We start from the raw sequence: 18,177 nt of genomic DNA, 5'->3' as shown, positions 1-18,177 counted from the left end.
TCTCCTCCAGGGACGGGGACAGGGACGGGAAGGGGGATCGGTGCGGGTGGGGCCATCGTCGCGGATGCGGTCCGGAGCCGGTCCGGCTGGGATGATCCGACCCATGCCCGACCAGCTCTCCCGCGACGACGTACGACGTGCACCGAAGGTCCTGCTGCACGACCACCTCGACGGCGGGCTGCGGCCCGCGACCGTCCTCGAGCTCGCCGCCGAGATCGGCCACGAGCTGCCCGCGGACACGGTGGAGGGCCTCGCGACGTGGTTCGCCGAGTCGTCCGACTCGGGTTCGCTGGAGCGCTACCTGGAGACCTTCGACCACACCGTCGCGGTGATGCAGACGGCGGCCTCGCTCACCCGCGTGGCACGCGAGTGCGTCGAGGACCTCGCCGCCGACGGCGTGGTGTACGCCGAGGTGCGCTGGGCCCCCGAGCAGCACGTCGAGGGCGGTCTCAGCCTCGACCACGCGGTCGCCTGCGTGCGCGACGGCTTCGCCGAGGGCATGGCCGCCGCCGAGGCGGCCGGCACCCCGATCGTGGTGCGTCAGCTGCTGACCGCCATGCGGCACCAGGCCCGCTCCAAGGAGATCGCCGAGCTGGCCGTGTCGTGGCGCGACGACGGCGTCGCCGGCTTCGACATCGCCGGCGCCGAGGCCGGTCACCCGCCGACCCGCCACCTCGACGCGTTCGAGTACCTGGCCCGCGAGAACGCCCACTTCACCATCCACGCCGGCGAGGCGTTCGGGCTGCCGTCGATCTGGCAGGCGATCCAGTGGTGCGGCGCGGACCGGCTCGGCCACGGCGTGCGGATCGTCGACGACATCACCGTGCACGAGGACGGCTCCGTCGAGCTCGGCGGGCTCGCCTCCTACGTGCGCGACAACCGGATCCCGCTGGAGATGTGCCCGGCCTCCAACGTGCAGACCGGTGCGGCCGCGTCGATCGCCGAGCACCCGATCGGGCTGCTGCGCGACCTGCGCTTCCGGGTCACGGTCAACACCGACAACCGGCTGATGAGCCGCACCTCGATGACCGACGAGATGTGGTCCCTGGTCGAGGCGTTCGGCTACTCCGCCGCCGACCTGCGCTGGTTCACCATCAACGCGATGAAGTCCGCCTTCCTGCCCTTCGACGCGCGCCTCGCGATCATCGACGGGGTCGTCAAGCCGGGGTACGCCGCGCTCGGCGCCTGAGCGACCGTCCGCGGGTCAGTCCCCGACCGGCTGCAGGTCGGCGGGGACCGCGACGGGCGTGCCCTCGACGCGGAGGCCGTCGGCGGGCGGTGGGGCGTCGAGGCACCGCGACGACCCCAGGGCGGGCACGTCGGGGTCCGCGGCGGGACCCTCGGGGACGGGCACCGTCACCTCCCACGCGGTCCGGCGCCCGGTCGCGGCGTCCTGCACCAGCCGGGCGACGGCGGTGCCGTGGTCGGTGACCAGGCGGAGCCGCACGTCGACCGCGCCGCCGCCGCAGGCCGCCCACGTCGGCTCCCAGGCGCCGGTGCCGCCGACCATGTCGTCGACGACGCCGGCGAGGTCGTCCGCGACCGTCCCCCGCGCGGGCGCGACGGCCCGGTCGTTGTCACCGGTGCGGAGGGTGGGCAGGCGCACCTCGGCGCCCACGGCGGCCGCCCAGGGGTCCGCGGCGAGGTCCTCCAGCAGCGCGCGGTCGTCGGCGTCCGGCTCGTCGCGCTCCCACCCCACGGCGGCGGGCCCGTCCTGGGCGGCGTCACCGGGCAGCGGCTCCTCCGGCGGTGCGACCAGGTCGGCGACGGGGACGCCCGCCCCCGCGGAGCCGCCGTCGAGGCAGGTGCGCGCCGCCGGCGCGGGGAGCGGCCAGGAGCCGTCGGCGTGGTGGGGCACGACGCCGTCGACGGTGGTCGTCGCCGTGGGCGCGGCGTCGCCGCCCGCGGGCTCGGCGGTCACGGTCGCGAGCACCTGGTCGTCGAGCCCGTCGCCGCGCGCGACCTGCGCGACGACGCGCGTCGGACGGCAGTCGGCGGTCAGGAGGGTCCAGCCGCCGTCGACGGCGGCGCCGACCTCGCGGGCCACCGCCGCGGCCGGCGACCCGTCGTACGTCGTGGTGCGGGAGCCGACGGAGCGCTCGACGGAGCCGTTCGTGCCGTAGACGTACGTCGGCACGGCGGCGTCGGCGGGCGCCAGCCACGGGTCGGCCCAGGCCCGCTCCGCGCGCGCCAGGTCGACCGGTCCGCTCGCCAGGTCGGTCTCCTGGCGCGTGCACCCGGCGCCGGCCGTGGCGACCGCCGCCAGGGCGAGCACGCCCGCCAGGGCGCGGGCGCGCCGGGGGGGCCGAGGACGACCGGGACGCGAGGCCGTCACCGGGGCACCACCGCGGTCCAGGCCTGGTCCCAGCCCGAGGTGCCGAGGTCGTTGCCCTCGAACTCGTCGCGGCTGATGGTCGTGGTGCTCCCGGAGGCGGGGTCGTAGACCTCCAGGGAGTCGCCGTCGGTGCCGGTGACCAGCACGACGTGGCGGGGGGACCACTCGTCGCCGATGTAGAGGGGGACGGCGTGACCGTCCTCGCTCGCCCGCTGCACCGCGTCGAAGGTGCGGCCCGGGTCGGAGGGGTCGACCACGTCGTTGCCGTACTCGCTGCCCGGCACCCCGGCGTGCGCGTTCATCTCGCTCGCGGCACCCCACGGCGGCGTCCCGAGGAACGACGGCCAGGGCTGCTGGGGCTCGCCCTCGGGGGAGGTCGCGTCGTTGGTGAGGGTCTTGACCCGGAAGGACTCGTCGTCGAAGCGCTCCTCGAAGCTGCGCGGGTCGGTCTCGCCGGTCTCGGGGTCGTAGCCGGTCCGCATCCACATCGCGTAGGCCGGGTCGTTGAGCATCCGGGCCATCACCAGCGACGACGAGCCGCAGGTCGTCTGGTCGGGCTGCGTGACGTCGTCGGAGGGGCTGGTCAGCGGGTCCATCCGCTCGATGTCGCGGCGGTCCATGGTCCGCAGGTGCTGCAGGTAGCGGGTGAGCGCCGCGCCGGCGAGGCCGCCCCCGACCCCGGCGAGGATGGCCGCGCGCTCCGCGTCGCTGCGGGCCGAGGCGAGCGCCTCGCGCAGCTCGCGCTGCTGGCCGGGGGAGAGCTCGGCGAACCGGTCCTCGTAGCGCGCCAGCGCCGCCCCGGACAGCAGGCCGCGGTCGTCGTCCCAGCCGTTGAGCAGGTCCACGGTGCTGATCCCGCCGGCGGTGGGCAGCCGGGTGGGCAGCTCGACGGCGTCGAGGGCCCGCCGGATCGCACGGTCGGCGGCGAGGACGAGCTCCGCGGCGTCCTCGTAGGCGCCGAGGGTCTCCCGGACACCGTCGACGACGAGGCCGCGGCGCCGGGTGAGGAGGTCGTAGGCCTCCCAGGGCAGCAGGTCGGACCAGGAGATCTCGAGGTTGTCGAGGATCTTCTCCCGGCCGGCGCGGTGGGCGTCGCGGACTCCCGTCATGTCGCCGGTCAGGCCCTCGAGGGTGCCCTCGACGCTGTCGCAGGCCGTGCGGACGGACCGGACGCGGCCCGACAGCTCGGTGACCGAGGAGCGGAAGGAGTCACCCGAGCCACCCTCCCAGACCGCGGTCGAGACGTGGAACGGGACGCGGACGAGGTCGGCGGTGGCCGAGTCGGCGCGCTGGTCGAGCATCCGCCAGCCGGTCCGGGCGGAGGTCAGGGCGGCCGGGTCCGGGTCGGGCGGCAGCATCGTCGCCGTGGCCGCCTGCCCCACCAGCTCGACGAGCCGGCCGACCGTGTCCCACGGGGGCCAGAGGTCGAGCTCCTGGACGGTCGCCAGCAGGGAGCGGAGGTCGGCGAGCCGGTCGGAGTAGAACTCCGGGTCGGTCGGCACCCACCCGGCGCTCACTGTCCGCCCCCGGGACCGGTGAGGGAGTTGAAGGCGCCGGCCGAGGCGCCGTCGGTGGCCTCGAAGTCGGCGATGCACTCCTCGATGCCGGCGCCGAACTCCCGCAGCACCGAGGCGACGACCTGCAGCGACCCGTGGACGTCCGAGGCCGCGGCGGACAGGCAGTCCTGCAGCGGCCCGAGGTCGCTGCCGGCGGCGGCCTCGGTCCAGCTCAGGGCGGAGCGGACCTCGTCGGCCGCGCTCTCGCCGTACTGCCATCCGTCGCGGATGCCTGCGGGTCGGAGCTCGATCGCCATGCCGGGACGCCTGCCCGTCACCGGACCCGGTCAAACCCGCGGCCCGCCGCGCGGCGGGCCCCGGGCCGGGCTCAGGGCGTGCGGGAGAAGGGGAAGAAGCCCTTCGGCTCGGACAGCCCGAGGCCGGCGGTGACGAAGAAGTCCCCGGCCGCGGGACCCGTCGTCGCGGTGGCCAGGCCCCGGGGGAAGGACGTGCCCTGGAAGGCCTGCACCGAGGTCAGGTCGGAGCGCCGCACGACGCTGACCACCCGGTCCGGCGGCTGCTGGGAGTGGGTCGCGAAGAGCAGCCGGCCGTCGCCGGAGGCGATGAGGTCCGGTCCGCCCTCGTTGCCGGGCGCGATGTTGCGCACCCGCTGCAGCCGGCCCCGGGTCGCGGAGACCACCGCGACGCGGGCGTCGGCGTCGCCGTAGGCGTAGGCGGTGCGCCCGACCATCGCGACCGACTCGACGTCGAAGGGCAGGTCGAGGCGGGCGCGGACGATGCGCGGGCGGGCCGGGTTGGACGTGTTCGCGACGGTGACGTCGCCGACCAGCGCGTTGGCGGTCACCACCCGGTCGCCGTCGCGGCTGACCGCGATGCCCTGCGGGAACGTGCCGGTGTCGAAGCGGGCCACGGGCTGCGGCCTGGCCGGGTCGCGCAGCGACAGCACCCGGACGCCGTTGCCGCGCCCGGTCGGGAAGCCCGAGCCGTAGGCGACGTAGAGGTGCCTGCCGTCCGGAGCCACGACGACGTCGAGCGCATCGGTGGGGGTGCGGGTCGACACCACGCGGGCGAGGCGGGGGCGCTGGCGGCGGACGTCGACGACGTAGAGCTGCTGGTCGTTGACGACGTAGGCCCACCGGCCGCCGCGGCGGACGGCGATGTCGGTGCCGAAGACGTTGCCGGTCCGGCCCACGACCGGTGACGGACGGCGGGTCACGTCGAGGACGGCGAGCCGGTCCTCGTCGAGCGCGAACGCCCGGCGTCCGCTCGACGAGACCGCGAGGTCGCGGGGGAACGTGTTGGGTCCGGAGACCTGCGTGCCCGGGTCGGAGGCGAAGGTCGCGGCCTCCGCGCGCGGGCCGCCCCGGGCGTCGCCGAGGGCCCGGAGCGCGGGGGACGTCGCCGCCCCGGGGCCGTCGGGAGCACCGACGGCGGGACCGGTGAGCGTCGTCAGTCCGGCGGCGAGGGCGAGGACGGGGGCGGCGAGGCGCGCGGCGCGGTGACGGTGCACGCGGTTCATCATGTCCGGAGGCGGGCCGCCGGGGGAAGGGCCGGCACGGGGTCGCCCCGTCCTCGGGGTGCTCTCAGCGCGGCGCGACGACCGCCCACAGGTGGTCCCAGCCGGACAGGCGCAGGCGGGACCGTACGGCGTCGTCCCGGCCCCGCAGGACGCGCTCGCCGCGGGCGGGGTCGTAGAGCAGTCGGTCCCCGAGACCGGTGCCGGGGTCGGGGGCCAGGACGAGGACGACGTGGCGGGGCAGGGTGGCGCTGCCGACGAACAGCGCGGAGCCGGGCACGCCGGCGTCCCAGCCGGCGCCGGGCCGGCCGCGCGCGGCGACGACGCGGTGGGGCCCGGGGAGCAGCCTCGCGACCTCCCAGGGCGGGGTGCCGAGCAGCCGCGGCCAGGCGCGCACGCGGCGGTGGGTCGCGAGGACCTCGTCGGCGAAGCGGGGCCCGGCCGTCGCGGCGTACGCCGGGTCGTCGAGCATCCGGGCCACCACGACGCAGGACGGACCGCAGGTGTACCGGTCGGGCTGGCGCAGCCCCGATCCCCACGGGAGGCGGGGCGACGGCCCGGCGCCGGACCCGGGCCGGGACGAGGTGCTCACCGGTGCGCGGCGGCCAGCAGCCGGGCCACCCGCGCCGCGGCCTCGCGCAGCCCGACGGGCTCGCAGCCCTTCGCGACGGCGTCGGCCACGACCCGGCGCTGGTCGCGCATCAGCGCCAGGCCCCGACGCACGAGCACGGGCGGCGGCTTGCGGTGCTCGCGCAGGTCGCGCTGCAGGCGCAGGGCGAAGGTGACGGCGGCGGGCCGTCGGACGCAGAGGGCGGCGGCGAGCACCCCCGCCTCGCGCAGCGGCCCGACCACGTCGGGCGCGAACAGGCCCTCCGCGACCACGAGCCCGGCCCCGTCGAGCGCGAGGTGCTGGGTGCCGCAGCGGCCGTCGTGGGCGATGTCGTAGACCGGCACGTCGACCCCGCCGGTGCGGCACAGCTCGACCAGGGCGGCGACGGCCTCGGCGGGCAGCCACGAGTCGGGGTGGTCCCAGTCGACGATGCCGCGGTTGGGACCGTGGTCGATCACCGGCAGCGTCGGGTCCCCGGCGGACTTGTAGAAGTCGTCGAGCCGCAGCACCGGCAGGCCGTGGTCGGCGGCCAGGCGCTGCGCGAGCCGGGACTTGCCGGACCCCGAGGGTCCGGCGAGGACGACGACCCGCGCAGCGACCACGACTCAGACGCCCGTCGGGTGCCAGACGGTCTTGATCTCGACCAGGTCCGTCATCGCGGACAGGGTCGGCTCCGCCGTCCAGTCCGGCTCGGCGGCCGGGGCGCGGCGCACCCGCTTGAGGTTGTCGGCCGCGGCCACCTCCAGCGCCGTGGCCAGCGCGGCGTCGCCGGCGACGCCGACGAGGTCGATCGCGTCCACGTCCATGTGGGAGGCCAGCCACGGGCCCACGCTCGCGGCGTCCCCGGTGAGGATGTTGACCACCCCGCCCGGCACGTCGGAGGTCGCGAGCACCTCGCCGAGGGTCACGGCGGGCAGGGGCCGGGCGAAGGACGACACGGCGACGACCGTGTTGCCCACGGCGATCGTCGGCGCGATCGCGCTGACGAGCCCGAGCAGCGAGGAGTCCTGCGGTGCGAGGACCGCGACGACCCCGGTCGGCTCGGGGGTGGAGAGGTTGAAGAACGGTCCGGCGACCGGGTTGCCGTTGCCGACGACCTGGGTGAGCTTGTCGGTCCACCCGGCGTACCAGACGAGCCGGTCGACGACCGCGTCGACGACCCGGCCGGCGGCGCTCTCGGAGAGGCCCTCGGCCGTGCGGACGTCGGCGACGAACTGCGGGCGCCGGTCCTCAATCATCTCGGCGACGCGGTAGAGCACCTGCCCGCGGTTGTACGCCGTGCGGCCGGCCCAGCCGGGCTGGGCCTTGCGGGCCGCGACGACGGCGTCGCGGGCGTCCTTGCGGGAGGCGAGCGAGGCGTTGGCCACGAAGGCCCCCTTGCTGTCGGTCACCGCGTAGGAGTGACCCGACTCCGAGCGGGGGAACGCCCCGCCGACGTACATCTTGTAGGTCTTGCGGACACCGATCCGGGCGCCGCCGGTCGTGTCGCGGGACTTCGCGCGCGCCATCACTCGCCGCCCTTCAGGTAGGCCGCCAGCCCGTGCCGGCCGCCCTCGCGGCCGTGGCCGGACTCCTTGAAGCCGCCGAACGGGCTGGTGGGGTCGAACTTGTTGAACGTGTTGGCCCAGACCACGCCGGCCCGCAGCCGGTTGGCCATGTCGAGGATCAGCGAGCCCTTCTCGGTCCAGACCCCCGCGCTCAGCCCGTACGGCGTGTTGTTGGCCTTCGCGACGGCCTCGTCGGGCGTGCGGAAGGTCAGGACACTGAGGACCGGCCCGAAGATCTCCTCCCGCGCGATGCGGTGGGCGGTCGAGACCTCGGTGAACAGCGTCGGCGGGAACCAGAAGCCCCGCTCGGGCAGCTCGCACGGCGGGCTCCAGCGGCCCGCGCCCTCGGCCTCGCCGGCGTCGGAGAGGTCGCGGATGCGCGCGAGCTGCGCGGCGGAGTTGATGGCGCCCACGTCGGTGTTCTTGTCGAGCGGGTCGCCGACGCGCAGGGTCGCCATCCGGCGCTTGAGCCGGTCGAGGAAGTCCTCGGCGATGCTCTCCTGCACCAGCAGGCGCGAGCCCGCGCAGCAGACGTGGCCCTGGTTGAAGAAGATGCCGTTGACGACGCCCTCGACGGCCTGGTCGACGGGCGCGTCGTCGAAGACGACGTTGGCGGCCTTGCCGCCCAGCTCGAGGGTGACGCGCTTCTCGGTGCCGGCGACGGCGCGGGCGATGGCCTTGCCGACGGCGGTCGAGCCGGTGAAGGCGATCTTGTCGATCCCCGGGTGGTCCACGATCGCCTGGCCGGTCGCGCCGGCCCCGGTGACGATGTTGACGACACCGGCGGGCAGGTCGGCCTGCTGGCAGATCTCCGCGAACAGCAGCGCGGTCAGCGGGGTGGTCTCGGCCGGCTTCAGCACGACGGTGTTGCCGCAGGCCAGCGCCGGGGCGATCTTCCACGCCAGCATCAGCAGCGGGAAGTTCCAGGGGATCACCTGGCCGGCGACGCCGAGCGGGGTCTCGCCGTAGCCGGAGTGCTTCAGCTTGTCGGCCCAGCCGGCGTAGTAGAAGAAGTGCGCGGCCACGGTCGGCACGTCGACGTCGCGCGCCTCGCGGATCGGCTTGCCGTTGTCGAGGGTCTCCAGGACCGCCAGCTCGCGGGAGCGCTCCTGGATGATCCGCGCGATGCGGAACAGGTACTTCGCGCGCTCGGAGCCCGGCATCCGCGACCACACGCGGTCGTAGGCGCGCCGGGCGGCGGCCACGGCGGCGTCGACGTCGGCCGCGGAGGCCTCCGCGACCTCGGCGAGGACCTCCTCGGTGGCCGGGTTGATCGTGGTGAAGCCCGTGCCGTGACCGTCGCGGAACTCGCCGTCGACGAACAGGCCGTAGGAGGCCCGGAGGTCGACGATGCCCGTCGACTCGGGCGCGGGGGCGTAGTCGAGGTCCATCAGTCCACCGTCACGTAGTCGGGGCCGGAGTAGCGGCCGGTCGCCATCTTCTGGCGCTGCAGGAGCAGGTCGTTGAGGAGCGTCGAGGCGCCGAAGCGGAACCAGTCCGGGTCGAGCCAGTCGCGACCCGCGACCTCGTTGACCGTCACCAGGAACTTGATCGCGTCCTTCGTGGTCCGGATCCCGCCGGCGGGCTTGACGCCGACCTGGGTGCCGGTCGCGGCGCGGAAGTCGCGCACGGCCTCGAGCATGACCAGGGTCACCGGCAGCGTCGCGGCCGGCTGGACCTTGCCGGTGGAGGTCTTGATGAAGTCGCCGCCGGCCAGCATCGCCAGCCAGGAGGCGCGCCGCACGTTGTCGTACGTCGCGAGCTCGCCGGTCTCGAGGATCACCTTGAGGTGGGCGGCCCCGCCGTCGGGGCGGGCGCAGGCCTCCTTGACCGCCACGATCTCCTCGAGGACCTGGGCGTAGTGGCCGGAGAGGAAGGCGCCACGGTCGATGACCATGTCGATCTCGTCGGCACCGGCCGCGACGGCGTCGCGGGTGTCGGCGAGCTTGATCTCGCGGGACGCCCGTCCGCTGGGGAAGGCGGTGGCGACCGCGGCGACCTTGACGCCGGAGGCGCCGAGCGTCTGCTTCGCGGTGGCGACGAGGTCGGGGTAGACGCAGACCGCGGCGGTCGCGGGGCAGGTCGGGTCGCCGGGGTCGGGCCGCTGGGCCTTGCTGGCGAGCGCCTGGACCTTGCCGCGGGTGTCCTGGCCCTCGAGCGTGGTCAGGTCGACCATGCGGATGGCCAGGTCGATGGCCTGGGCCTTCGCGGTCGTCTTGACGGAGCGGGTGGAGAGCATGGCGGCGCGCGCCTCGGCGCCGACACGGTCGACACCGGGGAGCCCGTGCAGGAACCGGCGCAGCGACGCGTCGTCGCGCGTCACGTCCGCGAGGTCCCCTCCCGTCCGGGTGGTCGTGCTGCCGGCTCGGGCGCCGGCGTCGGTCGAAGTCACCGCGACAGGATAGGGGTGGCCGTCCGCGGCCCTGAATTGGACAAATCGTCGCCACCGGGGCTCGCCGACGGCAGGTGTCCGGGGCTCGCCTAGCCTGGGGCCGTGGCGCGGCAGCAGGAGGGGACCGAGCGGTTCCCGGGCACCGGCGGGCTGACGATGCCCGTGGTCGGCGGGGCGCTGATCGGGCTCCTGGTCGTGGCGTCGGTCGTCGACGGGATCGAGCGGTTCGACGTCCCCGTCCTCGCCGGAGCGCTCCTCGCGGCGGTCGTGGTGTGGCTGGTCTTCGTGCGCCCCGGGGTGCGGGTCGAGGGCGACGCGCTCGTGCTGCGCGGCTCCCTGGGGGAGACCGCGGTGCCGCTGGCGGCGATCGAGCGGGTCACGATCACGCGGATGCTGGTCGTGCAGGCCGGGGCCCGGCGCCACGTGTCGACCGCGCTGTCGCGGACCCTGCGCAGCACGATGCTCTCCGGCGGGGTGGCGGCCCCGCGCTCGAGCCCGCTGGGACCCCTCGGGTCCGTGGGGCGACCGGGCCGCGACGAGGCGGTCGCGCCGGGCGCGGCGGGCCCGGGCGGGCCCGCCGCGGAGTCCGCGCACGACGCGCTCGGCCGGTCGGCGTACCCGGACTTCGTGGAGGATCGCCTCGCCCACCTCGCCGACGCCGCGCGGGTGCGGGCGGGGATCCGGCCGATGTCGGAGGCCCAGGAGGCCCTCGCGGCCGACGTACGACGGGTGTGGTCGCCGGTCGCGCTGGGCGCGCTGGGCGGGTCCGCGGCCGTGTTCGTGCTCAGCCTGCTGCTGACCTGAGGGGCACGCGGGGCCGGCGGCTACAGCCCGGCGGCCTCGACCAGGTCGGCGCGGATCGCGTCGAGCCGTCCGGCCGCGGCGATGCGGGCGGCGCCCACCGCGTCGCGGCGCACCTCCTCGTCGGTCTCGTCCACGGCGCAGTCGACGTCGACGACGACCTCCAGGTAGCACTTCAGCTTGGGCTCGGTGCCGCTCGGGCGCACGACGACGCGGCCGCCCTCGGCGAGGCGGTAGCGCAGGCCGTCGGTGGGCGGGAGGTCGGGGGAGCCGACGGCGAGGTCCTCCGCGGAGGTGACCGCGAAGCCGCCCATCGAGGTCGGCGGGGTGGCCCGCAGCCGGTCGAGGGTGGCCCCGATCAGGGACAGGTCGGTGACCCGCACCGACACCTGGTCGGTGGCGTGCAGGCCGTGGCCGATGGCGAGGTCGTCGAGCAGGTCGAGCAGCGTGCGGCCGTCGGCCTTGGCCTGCGCGGCCAGCTCGCACAGCAGCAGCAGCGCGGAGACGCCGTCCTTGTCGCGCACGTGCTCGGGGTCCACGCAGTAGCCCAGGGCCTCCTCGTAGCCGAACGCGAGGCCCTCGACGCGGCCGATCCACTTGAAGCCGGTGAGGGTCTCGGCGTACCCCTGGCCGGCGTCCTCGGCCAGGCGCCCGAGCAGCGACGACGACACGATCGAGGTGGCGTAGACGCCCTGGGCGCCGCGGCGCAGCAGGTGGGAGGCCAGCAGCGCGCCCACCTCGTCGCCGCGCAGCATCCGCCAGCCGCCCTGCTTGCTGTGCGGGGTGGCGGGCGCCGGGACGGCGGCGGCGCAGCGGTCGGCGTCGGGGTCGTTGGCCACGACGAGGTCGGCGCCGACGCGGGCCGCGAGCTCCATCGCGAGGTCCATCGCGCCGGGCTCCTCGGGGTTGGGGAACTCGACGGTGGGGAAGTTGGCGTCCGGCTCCTCCTGGGCCTCGACGACGTGGGGGGCCGGGAAGCCGGCCTGCTCCATCACGGTCGCGACCGTCGAGCCGCCGACCCCGTGCAGCGGCGTGTAGACCGTGACCAGGTCGCGGGGCCCGTCGGCGGGCAGGCCGGCGACGGTGTCGAGGTAGCGGTCCAGCACCTGCTGGTCGAGCACCTCTCCGCCGTCGCCGCGCGGCACCTGGGTGACCGGTCCGACCGCGGCGATCCGCTCGGCGATGCCGGCGTCGGCGGGCGACACGATCTGGCTGCCGTCGCCGAGGTAGACCTTGTAGCCGTTGTCGGCGGGCGGGTTGTGGCTCGCGGTGACCATCACCCCGGCGACGCAGCCGAGCTCGCGGATCGCGTAGGCCAGCACCGGCGTGGGCAGGGCCTCGGGCAGCGTCAGCGCGCGGAGCCCGGCGCCGGTGACCACCTCGGCGGTGTCCTGCGCGAAGCGCCGACTGCCGTGGCGGGCGTCGTAGCCGATGACGACGGAGTCGCCGGGGCGTGCGCCCTGGTCGCGCAGGTAGGCCACGAGCCCGGCGGCGGCGCGGGTGACGACGACGCGGTTCATCCGGTTCGGGCCCGCCCCGAGGCGACCCCGCAGGCCCGCGGTCCCGAACTCCAGGGTGCCCGCGAACCGGTCGCTCAGGTCGCCGTACGCCGCCTCGTCACCCGCGTCCACGGCCGCCAGGACCTGCTCCAGCTCGCCCCGGGTCCGCTCGTCGGGGTCCTCGGCTAGCCACGTCCGCGCGCGAAGGATCAGGTCGGCGTCGGGCGAGAAGGCGGGGTCCGTGCTCATGCTGCGCACCGTAGCGGCAGGCCCCGGCGCACCCCGCGGAGCCGTCCGCGCTGTCCGGCGTCGTCCGGCGCGGGCACCGCGCGCCAGGATGGGCGGGTGGACGACCCGGTGGACGACCCGGTGGTGACGCGGCTGCGCGCGGCGGGCTGCGTGTACGCCGAGGAGGAGGCCGCGCTGCTGCGGGACGACGACCCCGACGCACGGACGCTTCGGCGGCGGGTGGCGCGTCGCTGCGCGGGGGAGCCGCTGGAGCAGGTCCTCGGCTGGGTCGACCTCGGCGCGCTGCGCCTGCGGGTGGCGCCCGGGTGCTTCGTGCCCCGCCAGCGCACGCTGCTGCTGGTCGACCGGGCCCTGGCCGAGGCCCGGGCGCGGGTGCGGCCGGTCGTCGTCGAGGCGTACGCCGGGGTCGCACCCGTGGCGGGCCACGTCGCGCACGCCGTGCCCGACGCCGACGTGCACGCCTGCGAGCTCGACCCGGCGGCGGCCCGGGCGGCGGCGGTCAACCTGGGGGCCGGCGGGTCGGTGCACGTCGGCGACGGGCTCGACGCCATGCCCGCGGTGCTGCGGGGGCGGGTCGACGTCGTCGCCGCGGTCGCGCCGTACGTGCCGGACGGGGCGTGGGACCTGCTGCCCCACGAGGCCCGCGACCACGAGCCCGCCGCCGCGCTGCTGGGCGGCGCGGACGGGCTGGACCACGTCCGGCGTCTGCTCGGCGACGCGGTGGGCTGGCTGGCCCCGGGCGGCGTCGTGCTGGTCGAGGTGGGCGCTGACCAGGCGGAGGCCGCGGTGGCGGCGGCGACCGGTCACGGCCACCGCGCGTCGTGCGTCTCCGACGACGAGGCCCGCACCGCCGTCGTGCGGGCGGTGCGGGCCCCGACCGACCGGGCGGGCTGAGGGGCCCGGGGCCGTCAGGCGTCGATGCTGCTCATGTCGCCGTAGCGGGCCCCGGCCACGGCGTCGCGCGGCACGGCGGTCTCCAGGGCGGCCAGGTCGTCGGCGGTGAGCTCGACGTCGAGGGCCCCGAGGTTCTCCTCGAGGTAGCGCACCCGCTTGGTGCCCGGGATCGGGACGACGGACAGGTCGGTCGTCTGCTGGGCGAGCACCCAGGCCAGGGCGAGCTGGCCGGGGGTGCAGTCCTTCTGCCGGGCGAGGTCGCGCACGGCCTCGACGAGGCGGAGGTTGGCGTGGATGTTGTCGCCGGAGAAGCGCGGGAAGTACTCGCTGCGGCGTCGGTCCTCGGCGTCCAGGTCGTCGGGCGAGGTGATCGCCCCCGTGAGCAGCCCGCGGCCGAGCGGCGAGTACGGCACGAGGCTGATGCCCAGCTCGCGCAGCACCGGGGCGATGTCGTCCTCGAGGTCGCGGGTGAACAGCGAGTACTCGGTCTGCAGCGCCGTGATCGGGTGCACCGCGTGGGCGCGACGGATCGTCGCGGCCGAGGCCTCCGAGAGCCCGAGGTGACGCACCTTGCCGGCGCTCACGAGGTCGGCCATCGCGCCGACGGTCTCCTCGATGGGCACGTCGGGGTCGACGCGGTGCTGGTAGTACAGGTCGATGGTCTCCACGCCCAGGCGCTCCAGGGAGGCGTCGCAGGCGCTCTTGACGTACTCCGGGCGCCCGTTGATGCCGACCCGCGAGCCGTCGGCGCGGCGCTCGTTGCCGAACTTCGTGGCCAGCTGCACCTCGTCGCGCCGACCGGCGACGGCGGCGCCCACGAGCTTCTCGTTGGTGAACGGGCCGTACATGTCCGCGGTGTCGAGGAACGTGGCCCCGAGGTCGAGCGAGCGGTGGATGGTGCGCGTCGCCTCCGCCTCGTCGCGGGTGCCGTAGAACTCCGACATCCCCATGCACCCCAGCCCGAGGGCGGAGACGGTGAGGGGTTCGACGCTGCCGAGGTTTCGTGTGTCCATGCCCGTCCCAACCGGGGCCGCCGGCGGTGTGTTCCCCGTCTCAGCCGGGCCAATCGGCGGGTCCGGTCGGCGGGGCCAATCGGCGGGGCCGGTCGGCGGGTCCGGTCGGCGGGTCCGGTCGGCGGGTCCGGTCGGCGGGGGCCGGTCAGCCGCGGTCGAGGGCGGGGCGCTGGTGCTCGGGCCCGGCGAACGGTCCCCCGACGACGCCGACCTCGGCCTCGTCCGCGTCGCGCGGCTCGATCGCGGCGGCGAAGCGCTCCGCGTCGTCGCGCGGCGCGTAGCCGAGCGCCCGGCCCGGCTCCAGGTCCCACCAGCCGCGGGTGTTGGCGGACACGCCGTACAGGACGGCGTACCCGGGTGCGGGGGCGGCGAGGCACGCCTCGACCATCCGGACGGCGTCGTCGTGGCTGAGCCAGGTCGCGAGCTGGCGGGTGGTGGTGGGCTCGGGCAGGAAGGAGCCGATGCGGCAGGACAGCACGTCGAGGCCGTAGCGGTCGGCGTACAAGCTGAGCAGGGCCTCCGCGGCGACCTTGCCGACGCCGTAGAAGGTGTCGGGCCGGGGGCGGGCGTGCGCGGTCAGGAGCCCGTCGTCCAGCCCGTCGTCCAGCTCCGCGCGGGGCGTGCGGCCGACGGCGTGGTTGGAGGAGGCGTAGACCATCCGGCCCACCCCGTGGGCGACCATCGCGTCGAGCAGCGCGCCGGTGGTGACGACGTGGCTGGTCAGCGCGCCGGGCAGGGACTCCTCGCCGGGGTAGCCGGCGAGGTGCACCACCGCGTCGAGGGCCTGGGCGCCGACGGCGGCGTGGACGGCGTCGGGGTCGGTGCAGTCCGCGACGTGCCAGCGGGTGGTCGTGCCCTCGGGGGCGGGGTGCAGGTCGAGGCCGACGACGTCGTGTCCGGCGGCGACGAGCGCCGGGACCACCACGGTGCCGATCGAGCCGGCGGCGCCGGTGACGAGGACCCGGCAGGAGGCGGTGGCCATCGTCGCGCTCAGATCGCCGGGACGATGCGCGCGAGCAGGTCGCCCATGCGGCCCGCGGCGGCGCGTCCGGCCTCGAGGACCTCGGCGTGGTCCAGGGGGGCGTCGCTGATGCCGGCGGCCAGGTTGGTCACCAGGCTGATGCCGAGGACCTCCATGCCCGCCTCTCGGGCCGCGATCGCCTCGAGCGTCGTGCTCATCCCGACGAGGTGACCGCCCATCCGCTTGACCATCTGCACCTCGGCCGGCGTCTCGTAGTGGGGGCCGGGGAACTGGGCGTAGACCCCCTCCTCCAGCGAGCCGTCGATCTCGCGGCACAGCGCGCGCAGCCGCGCGGAGTACAGGTCGGTGAGGTCGATGAACGTCGCGCCCTCCAGCGGGCTGGTCGCCGTCAGGTTGAGGTGGTCGCTGATCAGCACCGGGGTGCCCGGCACCCACCGCTCCTCGAGCCCGCCGCAGCCGTTGGTCAGCACGATCGCGCGGCAGCCCGCGGCCGCCGCGGTGCGCACGCCGTGGACGACCGGTGCGGTGCCGAGGCCCTCGTACAGGTGGGTGCGGCCCGCGAAGACGAGCAGCCGCGTGTCGCCCGCCCTGACCGAGCGCACCGTGCCCGCATGGCCCTCGACCGCCGGCGGCGCGAACCCGGGCAGCTCCGTGGTGCGGACCTCCGCGACCGTCTCGCCGAGGAGGTCCACCGCCGGCAGCCACCCCGACCCGAGCACGACGGCCACGTCGTGGGCCTCGACCCCGGTCGCCTCCGCCAGGGCCGTCGCCGCTGCCTGTGCCTGCTGCTTCGCGTCGCTCACGCGGGTGACTCTAGGGCGTGGTCGACCGTGGTCGATCGCTGCTCCTGCGGGACACCGATCGACCACGGTCGGGGCATCGCGGACAGCGTCTCAGCGCGCCCGTCCACCCGCGGGCGCGGAGGATCTCCGCGATCGCGTCGGCGGTCCGGCACTCGTCGCCGACGACCTGGCCCCACCAGAGGCGCAGCGTGAGGAGGCCCTGGGCCGCGGCGACGACGTCGCGGGCGAGGTCGCGCTCTCGGTCGTCCGCGTGCTCGTGGTCGAGCCGGCCGTCCAGCTCGACCACCACGCCGAAGCGCCGGTACTCGACGTCGCGGTAGACGACGCCGCGAGCGGAGGACCGGACCTGCCGGTCGCCGGTGGGTAGGCCGTGCGCGCGCTCCACCCGGCGCAGGTAGGCCTGCTCGAGCACCGAGCAGGCCCCGGAGGCCACGTCGTCCAGCACGGCGCGCAGGAGGGCCCGCCGCGGCAGGCGAGAACGACGTTCCAGCGCCTCGCGCATCCGTGCCGGGGTCGTCCGGCGCGAGGAGACCGCCTCGGCGAGCACCGCGATCGCGGCGCGCTCGTCGCGCGCGGCGGACGCGACGTCCAGCGCTGCCTGCTCCACGCGCTGGCGGGGTGGGCGGCGGTGCCACTCGACGGAGTCGTCGAGACAGCGGGTCCGCCTGAGCCGGACTCCAGGCGGTGGGGTGAGCTTGCGCTCCGCGGCGACGAGGACCGTCACCGGGGCCCCGACCGACCGGCCACGGCCGACGCCGGCGGCGGCGAGGGCCGAGGCGCCGAACAGGGCGGCGGGGCTCGCCCACAGCACCGCCGCCCACGCGAGCTGGTCCGGTGTGGGCAGGCCGGTGTGGTCGACGTACACGCCGGGATGGATCCGCACGAGGAGGCGATGGCGCAACCACGAGCGGACCTGCACCCCACGCGCGCCGCAGGCGAGCAGCTGCGCGCGACTGACGACCCCGGCCTGAGCGCGGCACAGCTCGGCGACGTCGGGGGGTAGGACCGGCACCCCGCAAGCCTGCGCGGACGGTGGGCCTGCCGCCACCGGTCTTCCACAGCCCCGACCGTGGTCGACCGGTGCCTCCCAGGAGCAGCGATCGACCACGGTCGACGTACGGCGGGCTGACGGGAGCGCACCGCCCCGTGCGTCGCGGCTCGCCGGACGGAATAGGCTGGCCGGGTGAGCCACTTCGACGTTCTCGTCCTCGGCGCGGGCCCCGGTGGCTACGTCGCCGCCATCCGCGCCTCGCAGCTCGGCAAGAGCGTCGGCGTCATCGAGGAGAAGTACTGGGGCGGGGTGTGCCTCAACGTGGGCTGCATCCCCTCCAAGGCGCTGCTGCGCAACGCCGAGCTGTCGCACATCCTGACCCACGAGAAGGACACCTTCGGGATCAGCGGCGACGTGACCATGGAGTTCGGCGCGACCCACGCCCGCAGCCGGAAGGTCTCGGACTCCATCGTCAAGGGCGTCCACTTCCTGATGAAGAAGAACAAGATCACCGAGGTCCACGGCTGGGGCACGATCACCAGCCCGACGTCGGTGTCGGTGAAGGGCTCCGACGGGGAGACCACCGAGCACACCTGCGACACCCTGATCATCGCGGCGGGCGCCACCACGCGGCTGATCCCGGGCACCTCGCTGTCCGAGCGGGTCGTGACCTACGAGGAGCAGATCCTCACCGACCAGCTCCCGGGCTCGATCGTCATCGCCGGCTCCGGCGCGATCGGCGTCGAGTTCGCCTACGTGCTGAAGAACTTCGGGGTCGAGGTGACCATCGTCGAGTTCCTCGACCGCATGGTCCCGACCGAGGACCCGGAGGTCTCCAAGGAGCTCCTCAAGCAGTACAAGAAGCTGGGCGTCGACGTCCGGCTCAACACGAAGGTCGAGTCCATCGACGACTCCGGCGACACGGTCACCGTGACGGTCTCGAAGGACGGCAAGACCGAGGTCATCGAGACCGACAAGGTCATGCAGGCCATCGGCTTCGCGCCGCGCCTCGAGGGCTACGGCCTGGA

18 protein-coding genes are annotated in these 18,177 nt (G+C 75.5%); 4 read left to right on the top strand and 14 right to left on the bottom strand.

Annotated elements, in window-relative coordinates; translation table 11 throughout:
* Positions 1–103 precede the first annotated feature (103 nt).
* Positions 104–1,189 (top strand): adenosine deaminase, encoded by a 1,086-nt coding sequence (locus ABD158_RS15065; protein ID WP_344008373.1) that lies wholly within the window; start codon positions 104–106, stop codon positions 1,187–1,189.
* Positions 1,190–1,204: 15 nt separating this feature from the next.
* Here the strand turns inward: ABD158_RS15065 and ABD158_RS15060 are convergent, their stop codons facing one another.
* The 9 genes from ABD158_RS15060 to deoC form a co-directional block, all read right to left on the bottom strand.
* The gene (locus tag ABD158_RS15060; RefSeq protein WP_344008372.1) at positions 1,205–2,275 is read right to left on the bottom strand and encodes a hypothetical protein; all 1,071 of its coding nucleotides are present in this window, start codon (positions 2,273–2,275) and stop codon (positions 1,205–1,207) included.
* Positions 2,276–2,331: 56 nt separating this feature from the next.
* Complete coding sequence (locus tag ABD158_RS15055) at positions 2,332–3,852, bottom strand: hypothetical protein (protein ID WP_344008371.1); 1,521 nt, start codon at positions 3,850–3,852, stop codon at positions 2,332–2,334.
* Positions 3,849–4,148 (bottom strand): hypothetical protein, encoded by a 300-nt coding sequence (locus ABD158_RS15050; RefSeq protein ID WP_344008370.1) that lies wholly within the window; start codon positions 4,146–4,148, stop codon positions 3,849–3,851. Before ABD158_RS15050 ends, ABD158_RS15055 begins: the two co-directional genes overlap by 4 nt.
* Positions 4,149–4,219: 71 nt before the next feature.
* On the bottom strand, positions 4,220–5,362 hold the full coding sequence (locus ABD158_RS15045; protein WP_344008369.1) for an LVIVD repeat-containing protein: 1,143 nt from the start codon (positions 5,360–5,362) through the stop codon (positions 4,220–4,222).
* Positions 5,363–5,435: 73 nt separating this feature from the next.
* Complete coding sequence (locus tag ABD158_RS15040; RefSeq protein WP_344008368.1) at positions 5,436–5,960, bottom strand: hypothetical protein; 525 nt, start codon at positions 5,958–5,960, stop codon at positions 5,436–5,438.
* The gene (locus tag ABD158_RS15035; protein WP_344008367.1) at positions 5,957–6,580 is read right to left on the bottom strand and encodes a uridine kinase family protein; all 624 of its coding nucleotides are present in this window, start codon (positions 6,578–6,580) and stop codon (positions 5,957–5,959) included. The genes ABD158_RS15040 and ABD158_RS15035 overlap by 4 nt, the downstream gene beginning before the upstream one ends.
* Positions 6,581–6,583: 3 nt before the next feature.
* Entirely contained in the window at positions 6,584–7,486 is a 903-nt protein-coding gene (locus ABD158_RS15030) for an aldehyde dehydrogenase family protein (RefSeq protein ID WP_344008366.1), read from the bottom strand.
* Complete coding sequence (locus ABD158_RS15025; protein WP_344008365.1) at positions 7,486–8,916, bottom strand: aldehyde dehydrogenase family protein; 1,431 nt, start codon at positions 8,914–8,916, stop codon at positions 7,486–7,488. Before ABD158_RS15025 ends, ABD158_RS15030 begins: the two co-directional genes overlap by 1 nt.
* A complete protein-coding gene (gene deoC, locus ABD158_RS15020; RefSeq protein ID WP_344008364.1) occupies positions 8,916–9,917 on the bottom strand; it encodes a deoxyribose-phosphate aldolase in 1,002 nt (333 codons plus the stop codon). Before deoC ends, ABD158_RS15025 begins: the two co-directional genes overlap by 1 nt.
* Positions 9,918–10,019: 102 nt before the next feature.
* On the opposite strand from deoC, the gene ABD158_RS15015 reads away from it, so the two are divergent.
* A complete protein-coding gene (locus tag ABD158_RS15015; RefSeq protein ID WP_344008363.1) occupies positions 10,020–10,721 on the top strand; it encodes a hypothetical protein in 702 nt (233 codons plus the stop codon).
* 20 nt (positions 10,722–10,741) lie between these two features.
* On the opposite strand, the gene ABD158_RS15010 is transcribed toward ABD158_RS15015, so the two are convergent.
* Positions 10,742–12,466, bottom strand: coding sequence for a phospho-sugar mutase (locus ABD158_RS15010; protein ID WP_344008362.1), 1,725 nt, complete (start codon positions 12,464–12,466; stop codon positions 10,742–10,744).
* A gap of 96 nt (positions 12,467–12,562) precedes the next feature.
* On the opposite strand from ABD158_RS15010, the gene ABD158_RS15005 reads away from it, so the two are divergent.
* Positions 12,563–13,360, top strand: a complete 798-nt coding sequence (locus tag ABD158_RS15005) for a class I SAM-dependent methyltransferase (protein WP_344008361.1) — start codon at positions 12,563–12,565, stop codon at positions 13,358–13,360.
* A 14-nt stretch (positions 13,361–13,374) separates the two neighbouring features.
* Here the strand turns inward: ABD158_RS15005 and ABD158_RS15000 are convergent, their stop codons facing one another.
* The 4 genes from ABD158_RS15000 to ABD158_RS14985 form a co-directional block, all read right to left on the bottom strand.
* Entirely contained in the window at positions 13,375–14,373 is a 999-nt protein-coding gene (locus ABD158_RS15000; RefSeq protein WP_344008360.1) for an aldo/keto reductase, read from the bottom strand.
* A 145-nt stretch (positions 14,374–14,518) separates the two neighbouring features.
* Positions 14,519–15,355 (bottom strand): NAD-dependent epimerase/dehydratase family protein, encoded by an 837-nt coding sequence (locus ABD158_RS14995; protein WP_344008359.1) that lies wholly within the window; start codon positions 15,353–15,355, stop codon positions 14,519–14,521.
* 8 nt (positions 15,356–15,363) lie between these two features.
* The gene (locus ABD158_RS14990) at positions 15,364–16,158 is read right to left on the bottom strand and encodes a purine-nucleoside phosphorylase (RefSeq protein ID WP_344008358.1); all 795 of its coding nucleotides are present in this window, start codon (positions 16,156–16,158) and stop codon (positions 15,364–15,366) included.
* Between the two features lie 10 nt (positions 16,159–16,168).
* Positions 16,169–17,170: a DUF559 domain-containing protein gene (locus ABD158_RS14985; RefSeq protein ID WP_344008357.1), complete on the bottom strand. Its 1,002-nt coding sequence runs from the start codon at positions 17,168–17,170 to the stop codon at positions 16,169–16,171.
* Between the two features lie 171 nt (positions 17,171–17,341).
* On the opposite strand from ABD158_RS14985, the gene ABD158_RS14980 reads away from it, so the two are divergent.
* Positions 17,342–18,177 (top strand): dihydrolipoyl dehydrogenase family protein (locus ABD158_RS14980; RefSeq protein WP_344008356.1); only part of this gene is annotated, 836 nt, incomplete at its 3' end.

Origin of the sequence: Nocardioides lentus, assembly GCF_039529515.1 — a bacterium.
GTDB classification, from domain to species: Bacteria; Actinomycetota; Actinomycetes; order Propionibacteriales; family Nocardioidaceae; genus Nocardioides; species Nocardioides lentus.
This window is presented reverse-complemented; position numbering and strand designations above follow the sequence as displayed.

Excerpts from the sequence above, each read along its gene's own strand:
- ABD158_RS15065 (WP_344008373.1), top strand. The coding sequence starts at position 104 with ATGCCCGACCAGCTCTCCCGCGACGACGTACGACGTGCACCGAAGGTC.
- ABD158_RS15050 (WP_344008370.1), bottom strand. The coding sequence starts at position 4,148 with ATGGCGATCGAGCTCCGACCCGCAGGCATCCGCGACGGATGGCAGTAC.
- ABD158_RS15030 (WP_344008366.1), bottom strand. The coding sequence starts at position 7,486 with ATGGCGCGCGCGAAGTCCCGCGACACGACCGGCGGCGCCCGGATCGGT.
- ABD158_RS15025 (WP_344008365.1), bottom strand. The coding sequence starts at position 8,916 with ATGGACCTCGACTACGCCCCCGCGCCCGAGTCGACGGGCATCGTCGAC.
- ABD158_RS15010 (WP_344008362.1), bottom strand. The coding sequence starts at position 12,466 with ATGAGCACGGACCCCGCCTTCTCGCCCGACGCCGACCTGATCCTTCGC.
- ABD158_RS15000 (WP_344008360.1), bottom strand. The coding sequence starts at position 14,373 with ATGGACACACGAAACCTCGGCAGCGTCGAACCCCTCACCGTCTCCGCC.
- ABD158_RS14995 (WP_344008359.1), bottom strand. The coding sequence starts at position 15,355 with ATGGCCACCGCCTCCTGCCGGGTCCTCGTCACCGGCGCCGCCGGCTCG.